The sequence below is a fragment of the Stenotrophomonas sp. YIM B06876 genome, from assembly GCF_030711595.1.
GTDB lineage: Bacteria > Pseudomonadota > Gammaproteobacteria > Xanthomonadales > Xanthomonadaceae > Stenotrophomonas.
Genome location: NZ_JAUJUJ010000010.1, coordinates 70,997 through 85,057 on the forward strand (window position 1 = coordinate 70,997; position 14,061 = coordinate 85,057).

The 14,061-nt window shown below is 67.1% G+C and carries 10 protein-coding genes, 1 tRNA gene and 2 pseudogenes; 6 read left to right on the plus strand and 7 right to left on the minus strand.

Annotated elements, in window-relative coordinates; all coding sequences use genetic code 11:
* Nucleotides 1-221: 221 nt before the first annotated feature.
* The 4 genes and pseudogenes from ligD to QZH66_RS06490 all read right to left on the minus strand — a co-directional run bounded on the left by ligD (nucleotide 222) and on the right by QZH66_RS06490 (nucleotide 5,031).
* Nucleotides 222-2,795 (minus strand): DNA ligase D, encoded by a 2,574-nt coding sequence (gene ligD, locus QZH66_RS06475; protein ID WP_305805141.1) that lies wholly within the window; start codon nucleotides 2,793-2,795, stop codon nucleotides 222-224.
* A gap of 214 nt (nucleotides 2,796-3,009) precedes the next feature.
* Nucleotides 3,010-3,324, minus strand: a pseudogene (locus QZH66_RS06480) (Ku protein); the annotation flags it as partial.
* Between the two features lies 1 nt (nucleotide 3,325).
* A pseudogene (locus tag QZH66_RS06485) lies at nucleotides 3,326-4,072 on the minus strand (Ku protein); the annotation flags it as partial.
* Nucleotides 4,073-4,272: 200 nt separating this feature from the next.
* Nucleotides 4,273-5,031 carry a DUF72 domain-containing protein gene (locus tag QZH66_RS06490; RefSeq protein ID WP_305805142.1) on the minus strand — a complete coding sequence of 253 codons (759 nt, stop codon included), beginning with the start codon at nucleotides 5,029-5,031 and terminating at the stop codon, nucleotides 4,273-4,275.
* Between the two features lie 284 nt (nucleotides 5,032-5,315).
* Between QZH66_RS06490 and QZH66_RS06495 the strand changes: the two genes are divergently transcribed.
* A complete protein-coding gene (locus QZH66_RS06495) occupies nucleotides 5,316-6,329 on the plus strand; it encodes a hypothetical protein (RefSeq protein ID WP_305805154.1) in 1,014 nt (337 codons plus the stop codon).
* Nucleotides 6,330-6,785: 456 nt separating this feature from the next.
* Here the strand turns inward: QZH66_RS06495 and QZH66_RS06500 are convergent.
* Nucleotides 6,786-6,862 (minus strand) — tRNA-Arg (locus QZH66_RS06500).
* A gap of 183 nt (nucleotides 6,863-7,045) precedes the next feature.
* Here QZH66_RS06500 and ubiA point away from each other — a divergent pair.
* On the plus strand, nucleotides 7,046-7,948 hold the full coding sequence (gene ubiA, locus QZH66_RS06505) for a 4-hydroxybenzoate octaprenyltransferase (RefSeq protein WP_305805143.1): 903 nt from the start codon (nucleotides 7,046-7,048) through the stop codon (nucleotides 7,946-7,948).
* A gap of 92 nt (nucleotides 7,949-8,040) precedes the next feature.
* Here the strand turns inward: ubiA and QZH66_RS06510 are convergent, their stop codons facing one another.
* Nucleotides 8,041-8,586 carry a DUF308 domain-containing protein gene (locus tag QZH66_RS06510; protein WP_305805144.1) on the minus strand — a complete coding sequence of 182 codons (546 nt, stop codon included), beginning with the start codon at nucleotides 8,584-8,586 and terminating at the stop codon, nucleotides 8,041-8,043.
* Between the two features lie 72 nt (nucleotides 8,587-8,658).
* A complete protein-coding gene (locus QZH66_RS06515; protein ID WP_305805145.1) occupies nucleotides 8,659-9,372 on the minus strand; it encodes a ComF family protein in 714 nt (237 codons plus the stop codon).
* 70 nt (nucleotides 9,373-9,442) lie between these two features.
* Here QZH66_RS06515 and bioB point away from each other — a divergent pair, with 70 nt between their 5' ends.
* From bioB to bioC, 4 genes are all read left to right on the plus strand, one after another.
* Complete coding sequence (bioB, locus tag QZH66_RS06520) at nucleotides 9,443-10,471, plus strand: biotin synthase BioB (RefSeq protein WP_305805146.1); 1,029 nt, start codon at nucleotides 9,443-9,445, stop codon at nucleotides 10,469-10,471.
* 90 nt (nucleotides 10,472-10,561) lie between these two features.
* On the plus strand, nucleotides 10,562-11,773 hold the full coding sequence (bioF, locus tag QZH66_RS06525) for an 8-amino-7-oxononanoate synthase (protein WP_305805147.1): 1,212 nt from the start codon (nucleotides 10,562-10,564) through the stop codon (nucleotides 11,771-11,773).
* 17 nt (nucleotides 11,774-11,790) lie between these two features.
* Complete coding sequence (gene bioH / locus QZH66_RS06530; RefSeq protein ID WP_305805148.1) at nucleotides 11,791-12,552, plus strand: pimeloyl-ACP methyl ester esterase BioH; 762 nt, start codon at nucleotides 11,791-11,793, stop codon at nucleotides 12,550-12,552.
* Between the two features lie 257 nt (nucleotides 12,553-12,809).
* Entirely contained in the window at nucleotides 12,810-13,694 is an 885-nt protein-coding gene (gene bioC, locus QZH66_RS06535; RefSeq protein WP_305805149.1) for a malonyl-ACP O-methyltransferase BioC, read from the plus strand.
* Nucleotides 13,695-14,061: the final 367 nt, after the last annotated feature.

Consider the following 14,061-nt stretch of genomic DNA (forward strand, 5'->3'; position numbering starts at 1 on the left):
GCGGCGTGCGCGCTTGATGCTGCGCGTGCGAGAAAATCAGGGTCACCACCGTTACCGGTCGATCCCGATTGTGGTGGTGCCGATGAAGGCTCCGCGGCCGGGGCCGGTGAGGGGCTGGAAGAGCATGCCGCTCACGGCGGTCCGGCAAACCGGCACGGGTACGGAAAATTCGATGCGCCAGCCCCCTGCTGACGCGCCGGCGTCTGGCTTCACCGCGCCGCTCACTGATCTTCGGCCCAGCGGGCCAGGCTCTGCCTGATTTTTTCAATGCCGTCCCACGGATCGTTCCGGCGCCGCTTCAGCAACGCGGGAACCTCGCGAAGGGTGAAGCTGTCGGCCCGTTTCAGGCGGCCCAGCGCGTTCCAGGCAATAGGCATCGCCACTGGCGCACCGGGCCGGGCACGCAGCGAATAGGAGGCCACGGCCGTGGCACCGCGGGTGTTGCGCAGGTAATCAACGAAGATGCGTTTGTTGCGGAGACTTTTGCTGGCGGTGGCCAGGAAGCGCTGCGGCTCGGTCTGCGCCAGGGCATCGGCCAACCCGTGGGCGAAGCGCTTCACCAGCTCCCAGTCGCACCCGGGGTTCAACGGCACCACGACGTGCAGCCCTTTGCCGCCGGAGACCCGCAGGAACGACTCCAGCTGCAACTGCTGCAACCGTTTGCGGATGTCGGTGGCCGCCCGCTTCACCTCGGCAAACGGCACCGCCGGGCCCGGATCCAGGTCAAACACCACCCGGTCGGCCAGATCCGGCCGGTCGGCGTGGCTGCCCCATGGATGGAATTCCAGCGCGTTGAACTGGACCAGCTCGAGCAGGCTGGCGGCATCATTGACCACGAGGTATTCACCGTGGCCGCCGCTGTCCTCCTCGAGCCTCACCGAGACGACCCGCGTCAACCCGGCCGTGTGGTGTTTCTGGAAAAAGCACGGACGGCCGGTACCCGCCGGGCAGCGGATGATGGACAACGGCCGGCCGCTGATTCCGGGAAGAATGTGTTCCATCACCGCGGTGTAGTAATTCCAGACGTCCTGTTTGGTGGCATGGATATCCGCAAATACCACTTTCTCCGGACTGGACAGCGCCGGCGGGGTCCGCCCGCCCGCGCGGGTGCCGCCACTGGCGTTCGTGCGCGCGCGATCGCCCTTTTTGATTGCAGGCTTGCTTGCAGTGGTCATCGACGGTTTTCCCATCCGTTCGCCGCGATCCGAATCGAGCAGATCGCTGATGTGCTTGTCCTTGCGCACCGCCTTGAGCGAGGGTTGGCGCAACAACTGCTGCCGCCCGATCCCGCGGTAGAAAACCTCCACCACGAACCGCGGTTTGAACCAGGTCGCGGTGCGCAGATCGGTGTCGGTGGCCGGCACGTGGACGCCAGGGGTCTTGCCGCCGGCGCGGCCGATCAGCGCGCCCAATTCGTCGATCAGGGCGTCGGAAAATCCCGAGCCTACCCGCCCGACATACCGCCAGCCGTGGGCGGGATCCGGCGTGGCCAGCAGCAGCGAACCAAATCCGTTGCGGCTGCCCTTCGGCGCGGTGTAGCCGACCACGGCGAACTCGTCGCTGGCCAGCTGCTTGGTCTTGCGCCAATCGTCGCTTCTGCCGGCGTGATAGCCGCGATCGGCGCGCTTGGAAATGATGCCCTCGAACTGCTGCTCGCCTGCCAGGCGGTAGGCGGCGGCGCCATCAACGGCCACATGGGTGCTCAATGCCAGATGCCACGGCGGGTCCTTCAGCAGCTGCTGCAGCAACGCCTTTCGCTGCAACAGCGGCGCATCGGCGATGTCCACCCCGTTGATGTGGAGCAGGTCGAACAGCGCGTAGGAAAGCCGGGCCTGGCGTTCCCCCGACAACGTGGCCTGCAGCAGATTGAAATCCTGGCGGCTGCCCCTGCCGGCAATGAGCTCGCCGTCGAGGGCGCCGGATTTCAGGCCCAGCGCGGCCAGCGCATCCTGGATCTCGGGAATCTTGTGGGTCCATGGCAGCCCGTTGCGCGACCACAGGCGCACCTGCCCTTCAGCAATCGTTGCCAGAATCCGGTAGCCGTCCCACTTGATCTCGTGGAGCCACTGGTCGCCACTGGGCGGCGTGTCCACAAGCGTCGCCAGTTGCGGCTGGAAGGGCCCCTGCGGCGCGGGCCGCTTCCGGGCGTTGCTCAGGGCCAGCGCCTTCCTGGCCCAATCCGTCCGCCGCCCCTGCTTCGCCACAGGCACGGTGCTGAGGTGCTTCTTTACCGGTTTGCCGGCACCGGCGCGCTGCAGATCTTCGGCAGGGGGAGCGCTGACGTCGCCAAGCAGATCGTCCGCCTCCATCTTGCCGGCATAGGCGTCGTCGTCCTTGAACAGCAGCCATTGCGGCTGACGCGACGGCGTGCCGGAACGGACCAGATGCCAGCCGCCTTTCAGCTTCGTGCCAAAAAGCTCGAAGCGCAGGTGCCCCTTCGCCAACTGGGCCTCGGGGTCACCGGCGGTGGACCAGACGCCGTGATCGAACCGGGCCACATGGCCGCCGCCATATTGGCCGTGTGGAATAGCGCCTTCAAAGGCTGCGTAGTCGAGTGGATGGTCTTCAACCTCCACCGCCATCCGTTTGACCTTGGGATCGTAACTGGGCCCCTTGGGCACGGCCCAGCTCTTCAGGGCATCGCCGACCTGTAGACGGAAGTCGTAATGGCGATGGCTGGCGTGGTGCAGCTGGACCACAAATATGGGGCGCTGCCCGTCAGCCAGCTTCCTGCCCGGCTCGGGCTCCTGCGTCCTGCCGAAACTGCGCTTGCGTCGATAGTCGGCCAGGCTCATCGGTGGCCTTTCGATCGTAGCTGCACTGCGGCCATGAACGCTGCGGCGCGGACCGCTGTGACCTGCGCCGCTGGCGCGGCGGGCCATGCAGGCGTTGCGATGGCCGCCAGCGCCGGCACCGACCCGGAGCGGAGGATCGGATGCCGCTCAGTGCCAGCCTGCATGGGGTCGCCCGTCATCGCCAGCAACTCGGTAATGGCATGCGCGTAACCGGTTACGCGGTCTTGCGCGGCTTCCGGCCTGCCGCCGGACGCGCGGCTTTTTTGGCCGTCTTTCCCGCCGTCTTCGCGGCCGCCTTGGACGGGGTCTTGGCTGGCGTCTTGGCCGGCTTGCTGGCGGCAGGCTTCACCGGCACCTTCCTGGCGGGGGTGCGCTTGTTGGTTTGCAGGCTCTTCTGCAGAAGCGACATGAAATCCACCACGTTCGTGGAGGCGTCCTCATGATGTTCGGGCTCTTCGAACGTGGTGGTGGCGCCGGCGTTTTTCACCCGCTTCTGGATGATCGCCGACAGCCGTTCACGGAACTCGTCNGTTCGTGGAGGCGTCCTCATGATGTTCGGGCTCTTCGAACGTGGTGGTGGCGCCGGCGTTTTTCACCCGCTTCTGGATGATCGCCGACAGCCGTTCACGGAACTCGTCGTGATAGCTCTCGGGCGACCATTCGCTGGCCATCGACTCTATGAGCTGGGTGGCCATTTCCATTTCCCTGGGCGCGATGCGGTAGTCGCCGGTCTGGCCCTGCGGCAGCTTGTAGTCGTCCGGCGCCACCAGTTCCTGCGGGTAGCGCAACAGCAGCAGGATCAGCGCATCGCCTTCCGGCACCACCGCACACAGATATTCGCGCGTGCGTATCACCACCCGCGCAATGCCGGCTTTCCCGGTCTTCTTCAGTGTCTCGCGCAGCAGCACGTAGCCTTTCTCGGCCTTCTTGCCGGGCACCAGGATGTACGGCTTCTCGAAGAAGCGCAGGCCGATGCGGGAGACATCAACGAAGCTCTCCACATCCACCGATTCATGGGTCTGCGGCGCCGCAGCCGCGATGTCCCGCTTCTCCACCACGACATAGCTGCCCTTGTCGTACTCGAAGGCTTTGACGATGTCCTTCCACGGCACTTCCTCGCCGGTATCGGCGTTGACCCGTTCAAACCGGATCGGCTTCCTGTCGCGTGAATCCAGCATGCGGAAGCTCAAATCGGTGCGGCGCTCTCCAGACATCAGCGACACCGGAATGTTCAACAATCCAAAAGAAAGCGTACCGGTCCAAATAGGTCTGGGCATGGGGACATCCTGTTGGCCGACACGCCGGCCGCACCGCTGTTCTAGCGCCGCTGTCGTCGGCTTGCCGTGAACAGACCGCAGGTGGCCGCGGCGTTCACGGCAGCGTTTTCCGACCGGAACAACCCGGTGCATGCAGAATGTCCCGAGGACGACGCAAGGCCGTGGATCCTCTCTTCAACCGCACCCGTGCCGGTATCGCTTCACTGTGGCTGGGCCTGCGGCAGATGCAGAAGCTGCTGAAGGCGCAACGCATTGGCGACCGCATACCCGGCGGCGGTGTTGTCGAAGATGACCCAGGGGTTCTGTCCCGCGTTCTGCGCCTGCATCACCCGCTTCGCCAGTGCGCCCAGGGCGGTGTCCGGATAGTCGCTGTAGTACATGCGCGGAGCGCCATGCCAACGCCAGTAGCACCAGCCACCGGCATCGCGCGGGGTGGCGGCCTCGGCGACGGGCGCAGGGTCCACGCCGGTTCGGGCAATTCCGTGGCGTTGCAGCAACGCGGCTGCGGCAGGGGTAAACCAGGTCGGATGACGCGGCTCACACACCACGGCGACGTCTGTGCGCCTGCGCAGCACCCGGAAAAAATCCGATGCCTGCCGTGCATCGAAACAAAGACTGGGCGGCAGCTGCAGCAACAATCCCCCGAGGCGGGTGCCCAGCCCCTCGACGCCCTGCAGGAATGCCTCCACCAGCGCACCGGTGCCGCGCAGCCGCAGCTCGTGGGAAATGGTCTTGGGCATTTTTACCGAAAACCGGAAATCCTCCGGCACCTCTTCAGACCAGCGCTGGTAGGTCTTGCGCTGATGCGGCCGGTAGAAAGAAGAGTTGATTTCAACACACCCAAACCGCGTTGCGTAGCGGCTCAACATGCTGCTTCCGGCGCCAAACCGCTCCGAATCGCGGCTGGCAATCGACCAGCCGGCGCAGCCCACCCGTACCGTGCCCGCACCAGCGCTCATCCTGGAACTCTCCTTGCGATCGCTGACGGGGGAGGGCGTGACCGGCCACCACCGCAGTGAGTACCGTCCGCGCGCCGGCGATCATGAAAAGCAGTGATCCAGACAGGCCGTGGCAGAAAATCATCGGGCCAGGCATGTGACCGCACCGATCACATGAGGCCAGTCCGCTGCATCGACCTCTCCACTTTTTCTTCTCGGCAACGTCTCGTCCATTTCACATCCTGGTCGGCAGTGTCTGCCTGCCCGCTGTGTTCGCAGCGCCTTCAAAGGAGTGCCCCCAGATCATGAATACCCGAAGCGATTACGCGGATCACGATCGTGTTGCCGCTGCGCCGGTAGCGGTTGTGACTCCGTCGCCGGTGCTGGATGTGGCGCAGGACAGTGCCGTGTCATGGGGCGCCATTGTGGCGGGTGCGATGGCTGCCGCCGCCATGTCGCTGATCCTGTTGATTCTGGGGCTGGGGCTGGGACTTTCGTCGGTTTCGCCGTGGTCATTTGAAGGCGTATCCGCTGAGACCTTCGGCTGGTCGAGCATCGCCTGGCTGACCTTCACCGCCATCGCAGCCTCCGCCCTGGGAGGCTATATCGCCGGTCGCATGCGCACCCGATGGGTGGGTATTCATGGCGATGAAACCTACTTCCGCGATACCGCGCACGGGTTCGTGGCCTGGGCCGTAGCCACCTTGCTGACCGCCGGACTGCTGACCTCCGCCATTGGCGGCATTCTGGGTGCGGGCGCCAAGGTGGCCGGTGCCACCGCAGGGGCGGCGGTGACCGCGACCGGTGCCGCGGCGGCCACAAGTGCGGCTTCATCTGTGACGGAATCGCAGCACGGCGATCTCCAGTACTGGGTGGATTCGCTGTTCCGTGCCCCAGCGGCGGCCGAACCCGCCCCAACCACGCCGACCATGCCGGCTTCACCGGGCGCGGACACCGCATCCTCGCCGGTCAGAGTCCAGGCGCCCGCGGAGCGCGACGCCGTACGCGCCGAGGTCAATCGGATTGTGCTCAACAGTCTGGGCAAAGACGCCATGGATCCGGCCGACACCCGGTATTTGGGCCAGCTTGTGGCCACGCAGACCGGCATGACCCCGGCCGACGCGCAGGCACGGGTAAGCGACGTGCAAACGCGGCTGCGGGCGTCGTTGAACCAGGCCAAGGAACAGGCCAAACAGACCGCCGACGATGCCAGGAAGGCGACCGCCTACGCGGCCCTCTGGCTGTTCATCACCCTGTTGATCGGGGCCTTCGTGGCCAGCCTGAGCGCCACCTGGGGTGGCCGTCGCCGTGACCTTTGATCGATCTTCTCAACGAGAGGCGTTGCCATGAAATACCTGCTGCTCTGGTTCCTGGGGATTCCGATTCCGATCCTGCTGCTGATCGCGCTCCTGCGCTGAGCACCCGCACATCAGGCCCAATCGGGCCTGATGTTTTTTAGTGCGCCGGATTGGGGTCGCCGCGCGCCGAGTACTCGAATCGGGCAGAGCTTGGTGGAGTGGACTGTGGCTCTTCCCACCGGATCACGCGCGAACCAGCTCCAAGGAGGGCGCTCGGCTTCATGCCGCGAAACACCGCATCCAGCCACGGCAGCTGGCATACGCACAGGAGCAATGGCGCCAGCCGACCGGAATACTGCAGGCATTGGCTGGCCACCGCCTGCGCTGCGCGGAAGATCGCCCGCGAAGTCTTTTCACACCGGGCCACGCCGCACCGCGGCTACGTTACCGGATGTCACTCTAACCCGTTGATTTGATTGGTGCGCCTGGAGGGATTCGAACCCCCGACCAATGGCTTCGGAAGCCACTACTCTATCCGGCTGAGCTACAGGCGCATTTTGATGGTGCGGTTGAAACAGACCGGTACCACCGGCTTTCAACCTCCGGTCCACACTGGCCATGGCGGCGCAGGCAGGGACGGGACGCGCATTCTAACGGCAAAAGCCGGCGCAGGTCTCCCCCCTTCGTCCACCGGCAATTCCGGCTCGGCCGCTTTGCCCAGCTGCTAACCTTTGGCGATGAGTTACGAACGTTATGAACAACCGCCCGCCGCGGCGCCTTCGCGGCTGGGCCTGTACTGGAAGCTGATGCGCGCCGATCGCCCGATCGGCACCTTGCTGCTGTTGTGGCCCACCTGGTGGGCGCTGTGGCTGGCCACGGGCGGGCTGCCGCCGCTGTGGACGCTGTTCGTGTTCAGCGCCGGGGTGTGGCTGACGCGCTCGGCCGGCTGCGTGATCAACGACTATGCAGACCGCTGGCTGGACCCGCACGTCAAACGCACCAGGGACCGCCCACTGGCCAGTGGCGCCCTGTCCGGGCGCGCGGCGCTGGCGCTGTTCGCGGCATTGATGCTCGTGGCCTTCGCGCTGGTGTTGACGCTCAACCGGCTGACGGTGCTGTTGAGTTTCATCGGCGTGTTCCTGGCCGCCAGCTACCCCTATCTCAAGCGCTACACCCACCTGCCGCAGGTGTATCTGGGCATGGCCTTCGGCTGGGGCATCCCGATGGCGTTCGCCGCCGTGCAGGGCGAGGTGCCGCCGCTGGCGTGGCTGCTGTACGGCGCCAACATCCTGTGGTCCACCGCCTATGACACCTGGTATGCGATGGTCGACCGCGACGATGACCTCAAGGTCGGCTCGCACTCCACCGCGATCCTGTTCGGTGATCTGGACCTGGTGATCCAGGGGGTGCTGTATGCGCTGTTTCTGGCCGCGATGGCGCTGGTCGGTCTGCGCGCGGCACTGGGCCTGGGGTATTGGCTGGGCCTGGGCGCCGCCGCGGTGCTGGTGGTGTATGAGTTCCATCTTTGCCGCAAGCGCGAGCGCGAGGCGTGCTTCAAGGCGTTCCTGCACAACAACTGGGTGGGCGCGGTGCTGTTTGCCGGCATTGCCGCCGCATTGGCGTGGCCGCTCGCCAGCTGACCGGCCCTGCCGCGATGACGGAAAACGCCGCCCTTGCCAGGCGGCGTTTTCGTTTGCGGCCGCTCACGGCCGGCGGCGCTGGAACAGCGGTATCAGGCCATTTTATGCCGCAACAGGCGCGTTCCCACCCAGATCTGCAGCAGGCCGTAAAGCAGCGCACCAAAGGCCACCCAGATCGCGATGGTGACCAGGCCGATATCCGGTCGGGCAAAGAACAGCACGCCCAGCGCCACCGCCAGCAGCCCGCTCAGGGCCAGCATCCATTCGCCTTGGACCAGCTTGCGCAGATGCACGGCGAACACGATGCGGGCGATACCGGCGATCACCAGCCACAGCGCCAGCAGCCACAGCATCGCCTGGGCCATCTGTGCCGGCTGGCTGATCGCCAGCACGCCAAAGGCGATGGACAGCAGCGCATAGAGCAGCAGCACCCAGTTCGGCAGCGCCAAGGTCTTGCGGAAGATGCTGAGCAGGCTGACCACGCCGTCGGCCAGTGACAGCACCCCGAAGGCCAGCACCAGCGCCAGCACCGATACCGCCGGCCACACCAGCGTGGCGATTGCGAAGACCACGGCCAGTGCGCCGAACACCACGAAGGTCCAACCACCGCGCTTGACCTGCTGCGAAAGAGCATTCATCCCGCCACTCCTGTGAGAAACCCGCTGACAGTGGATACGGGTGATTCGGCGCCCGGTCAAGTCGGGTCGCGGCTATGGCACCCGGGCGCACACCCAGGCGTCGACCCGCTGCACCCCTGCGCGTCGCAACGCCGTGGCCGCGGCATGCAGGGTGGCGCCGGTGGTCATCACGTCATCCAGCAACGCCACATGTGCCGACACTCCCGGCAATGCGACAAATGCGCCCTTGAGGTTGCGCCGGCGTGCGCCCGCATCCAGCTCCGATTGCGGCGCGGTGCCGCGGACCCGCCGCAGGCCGTGGCACAGCGGCAATTGCAACTGCCGCGCCAGCGGACGGGCCAACTCCAGCGCCTGGTCGTAGCCGCGCTGGCGCAGGCGCGCGGGGTGCAGCGGTACCGGCACGATCGCCTGCGGCATCGGTGCGCCGCGCCACGGTTCGGCCATCAATCGCGACAGCAGATGGCCGGCGGCCAGGTCCTGATGGAACTTGAAACGGCGCACCAGCGCATCGACCGGCGCCCCGTAGACAAACGCCGCGCGTGTCTGCTGCAACGGCGAGCTTTGCTGCAGGCACGGGCCGCACAGCGTGGCCACGCCCCCGTGTACCGGCAGCGGCAGCGGCAGCGCGCAGCGGTCGCAGGCGGCGGCAGTCCACGGCAGCGTCGCCCGGCAATCGGCACACAGGTCGCATTCGCCGCTGCCCGCTTCGCCGCACACCAGACAACGCAGCGGCAGCAACAACCGGCCGAGCTGCGACCACCATCCGTAAACCTTTGATGAAATCATTCTGTTGACAGCAACCGGGATGCTCACCAGACTGCCCCGCTTTCGGCGCGCTATCTGTCAGGAAATCCCGATGTCTGCTGTCATCCGCCACAACTGGAACCGTGAAGAGCTGCTCGCCCTGTTCGAGCTGCCGTTCCCCGCGCTGCTGCATCGTGCGGCCAGCGTGCACCGCACCTATTTCGATCCGGCGCAGGTGCAGGTCTCGACCCTGCTGTCGGTCAAGACCGGCGGTTGCCCGGAAGACTGCGGCTATTGTCCGCAGGCGCAGCGCTACGACACCGGCGTGGATGCGCAGAAGCTGATGGAGACCGACGCGGTGGTGGCGCGTGCGCGCCAGGCCAAGGCCGCCGGTGCCTCGCGTTTCTGCATGGGTGCGGCGTGGCGCTCGCCCAAGGACCGCGACATCCCCAAGGTGGCGGCGATGATCCGCGAAGTGAAGGCGCTGGGGCTGGAAACCTGCGCCACCCTGGGCATGCTCGAGGGCCACCAGGCCAAGGCGCTCAAAGATGCCGGACTGGACTACTACAACCACAATCTGGACACCGCGCCGGACTACTACGACTCGGTCATCCACACCCGCCAGTACCAGGACCGGCTGGATACGCTCGAACACGTGCGTCAGGCCGGGCTGAAGACCTGCTGCGGCGGCATTGTCGGCATGGGCGAAAGCCGCGAGCAGCGCGCCGGCCTGCTGCTGGCGCTGGCCAACCTGCCCGCGCATCCGGACTCGGTGCCGATCAACCGGCTGGTACAGGTCGCCGGCACTCCGCTGCACGGTAGCGCCGAGCTGGACCCGTTCGAATTCGTGCGCATGATCGCGGTGGCCCGCATCATCATGCCGCGCTCGATGGTGCGGCTGTCGGCCGGGCGCGAGAGCATGAGCGACGAGCTGCAGGCGCTGTGTTTTGTCGCCGGGGCCAATTCCATTTTCTACGGCGAGAAGCTGCTGACCACCGGCAACCCGGATACCGCGCACGATCGGGCACTGTTCGACCGGCTGGGGCTGCAGCCGATGCCGGTGGATGTGGAGGCCGCCGACCACGACCACCCCGGCACCGTGCACCTGGACATCGCCCGGTCCTGCCGGCAGCCCGCCTGATCGATGGCAGCCGCCGTCATCGCTGCCGCCGGGGCATCGGCTGCGGCAACCGGGTACGCTAGCCGCCCATCCGTCCATGTATTGATGCCCATGGCCCGTCCCGACCTGCACGAACGCCTCCACGACCAGCGCAAACTGCGCGAGGCCCAGGGGCGTATCCGTACCCGGCGCACCGTCACCCGCCGCGATGGCGTGCGCCTGGAAGTTGACGGCCAATGGCTGACCGGCTTCTGCAGCAACGACTACCTCGGCCTGGCGCAGCAGTTCGAAGTGGTCGCCGCGCTGCAGGACGCCGCTGCGCGCGAAGGGGCTGGCGCTGGCGCCTCGCATCTGGTCTGTGGCCACCATGCGCTGCACGAGACGCTGGAGCGGGAAATGGCCGACTGGCTCGGCTATCCGCGGGCGCTGCTGTTCGGCAGCGGCTTTGCCGCCAACCTGGCCGTGCAGCAGGCGCTGCTGTCCGAAGACAACGACGTCTGCGTGCAGGACCGGCTCAACCACGCCAGCCTGCTCGACGCCTCGCGACTGGCCGGCTGCCGCCTGCGCCGCTATCCCCATCTGGACAGCGAAGGGGCGATGCGCCAGCTCAAACACGCTCCCGACGGCGCCGCCATGCTGGTCACCGATGGCGTGTTCAGCATGGATGGCGATATCGCCCCGCTGCGCTCGCTGTCGCTGGTGGCACGCATGCAGCAGGCGCTGTTCTATGTCGATGATGCCCACGGCGTGGGCGTGGTCGGCGAGCACGGGCGCGGCTGCGTGGCCGATGCCGGGCTGGGCGTCAACGAAGTGCCGCTGCAGCTGGCCACGCTCGGCAAGGCGCTGGGCAGCCAGGGCGCGGTGGTGCTCGGTGAGGCCGCGCTGATCCAGCACCTGGCCGAAACGGCGCGCCCCTACATCTACACCACCGCGTTGGCGCCGGCGCAGGCCGCCGCCGCGCTGGCCGCGGTCAAACTGGCCCGGCGCGATCATTGGCGGCGGCAGAAACTGACCGAACTGGTCGCCCTGTTCCGCGACGGGGCGCGCCGCGTCGGGCTGGAGCTGATGCCCTCCGACACCCCGATCCAACCACTGCTGTGCGGCGATGAAAGCACGGTGATGGCGCTGTCGGCCACGCTGGAAGCCTCCGGCTTCCTGGTCAGTGCGATCCGTCCGCCGACCGTGCCGGAAGGCAAGGCACGGCTGCGGGTCACGCTGTCGGCACTGCATACCGCCGGCCAGGTCGATGCGCTGGTCGAGGCCATCGCCCGCGCCCGCGACCTGGTGCTGTACCAGCAGTCGCTGCGCACGGCCAGCGCCTGAGTTCGAAGTTTGCGCGCATGCATATCGACGTAATCGGCCACGGCCCGGCGCTGGTCCTGATCCACGGCTGGGCGCTGCACGGCGGCATCTTCGCGCCGCTGGTGGAGCGCCTGTCACCGCACCTGGAGCTGCATCTGGTCGACCTGCCCGGTCACGGCCACAGCCGCGAAGACAGCACCCCGCTCAAGTTGCCCCAGGTGGTCAGCGCGATTGCCGCCGCCACGCCACCGGCGGTGTGGTGCGGCTGGTCGCTCGGCGGCCTGTTCGCGTTGCATGCCGCCGCCACGTTGCCGCAGGTGCGCGCACTGGCGATGATCGCCGCCACCCCGCGATTCGTCCGCAGCGAGGACTGGCCGCAGGCGGTGGAACCGTCCGTGTTCGAACAGTTCGGCCAGGATCTGCAACACGATTACCGCGGCACCCTGGACCGCTTCCTGGCGCTGGATGTGATGGGCTCGCAGCATGCCCGCAGCGAATTGCGCACGCTGCGCGATGCGCTGACCGCACGCGGCGAACCGGCGCCGCGCGCATTGCATGAAGGGCTGGCGCTGCTGCAGCGCACCGACCTGCGCGGCGCCCTGCACTGCCTGCACAAACCCGGCCTGTGGCTGGGCGGGCAACGCGACCGGCTGGTGCCGGCGGCCGCCATGCACGCTGCCGCCGCACTGGCCCGGGATGCCCATGCCCATACCGTCGAAGGGGGCGGCCACGCGCCGTTCCTCGGCCATGCCGACCTGGTCGCCGCGCACCTGCAACAGTTTGTTGCAGCCTGCCCATGAGCCGCCAGGCCACGGTTACGCGAAGATCACCGGCCATGGCGGCATTGATAGCCCCGCTGGATTGCGCGCTGAAGCCGGGAAGCGCCGGCCCTCGCGCACCGCAATACGCACCTGCCGCTGCCGTATGCGCTGTTCCGGCGCGCAGGATCACCGGACCCGATCCGCCGCGCGACGGCCGCACCTGGCCCGGCACGAGCTGAGCCGTCCGTACTGCTGTGTCCCGCCCCTTTCCCTTATTGCCCAGTGCCGCATATTCCATGTCTTCCCTATTCGACACCCGCCACGTCCGCCGCGCGTTCTCGCGCGCCGCTTCCAGCTATGACGCCGCCGCCGCGCTGCAACAGGAAGTCGGCAAACGGCTGCTGGAATCGCTGGACTATCTGGAGCAGCGGACGCCGCAGGTGGTGCTCGATGTCGGCAGCGGTACCGCCCATGCCACCGCGACGATGAAAAAGCGCTGGCCCAAGGCGCAGGTGATCGCGCTGGATCTGGCCCTGCCAATGCTGCGCGAGGCGAAGAAGCAGGCCGGCTGGTGGAAGCCGTTTTCGCGCGTCTGCGCCGATGCCCGTGCCCTGCCGCTGGCCGACAACAGCGTGGACGTGATCTTCAGCAACCTGTGCCTGCAGTGGATGGAAGACCTGCCGGCGGTGTTTGCCGGCTTCCGCCGCGTGCTCAAGCCCGGCGGCCTGCTGGTGTGCTCCACCTTTGGTCCGGAAACGCTGATCGAGTTGCGCGAGGCCTTCTCCGCCGGCGACGCGGCGCCGCACGTCAGCCACTTCGCCCAGATCGCGCAGTTCGGCGACGCGTTGATGATGTCCGGCTTCCGCGATCCGGTCCTGGACCGCGACATGTTCACCCTCACCTATGACGATTTGCCGGCGCTGATGCGCGAACTCAAGGCGATCGGCGCCACCAATGCCCTGACCGGTCGCCGCCATACCCTGACCGGCCGCGGTCGCTTCGCCGCCGCGCGCGCCGCCTACGAACCGCTGCGGCGCGCCGATGGCAAGCTGCCCAGCAGCTGGGAAGTGTTCTACGCCCACGCCTGGGCACCGGAACCGGGCGCACCGATCCGCGAACACGGCCACGACATCGCCGCGGTGCCGATTTCGGCGATTCCGATCCGGCGCAAACAGCCATGACCCGCTCGAAAGTCCGGCAGCCCCGGCACGGATTCCGCCGTCCTTCCCCGTTCTGACCGGCGGGAGTGCGGCGTTCCGCGCCGGGCTGGTCGTCGCATTCACGCGCGGAATGTGCGCAATGGCAGCAGCGGGCGCGCGCGGGGGCGGCTTCAATGCAGCGGTATCGCGCCGCGGCGCCAGCGCAGCTCGCCTCGCTCCGGCTCGCGTATGGCGCCCGGCGCCGGCGAACGATGACGCGGCGCTGTGTCCACCGCTGCCGCCCGTGCCGGCCCAACTCCGGCGCCGCTCACCTGGGCGCAGCCGAAAACCGCAGTCGGCTAGGTGTGTAAACCCACCACGTTGTTCAGTGGTAACGACAGCCGGCTGA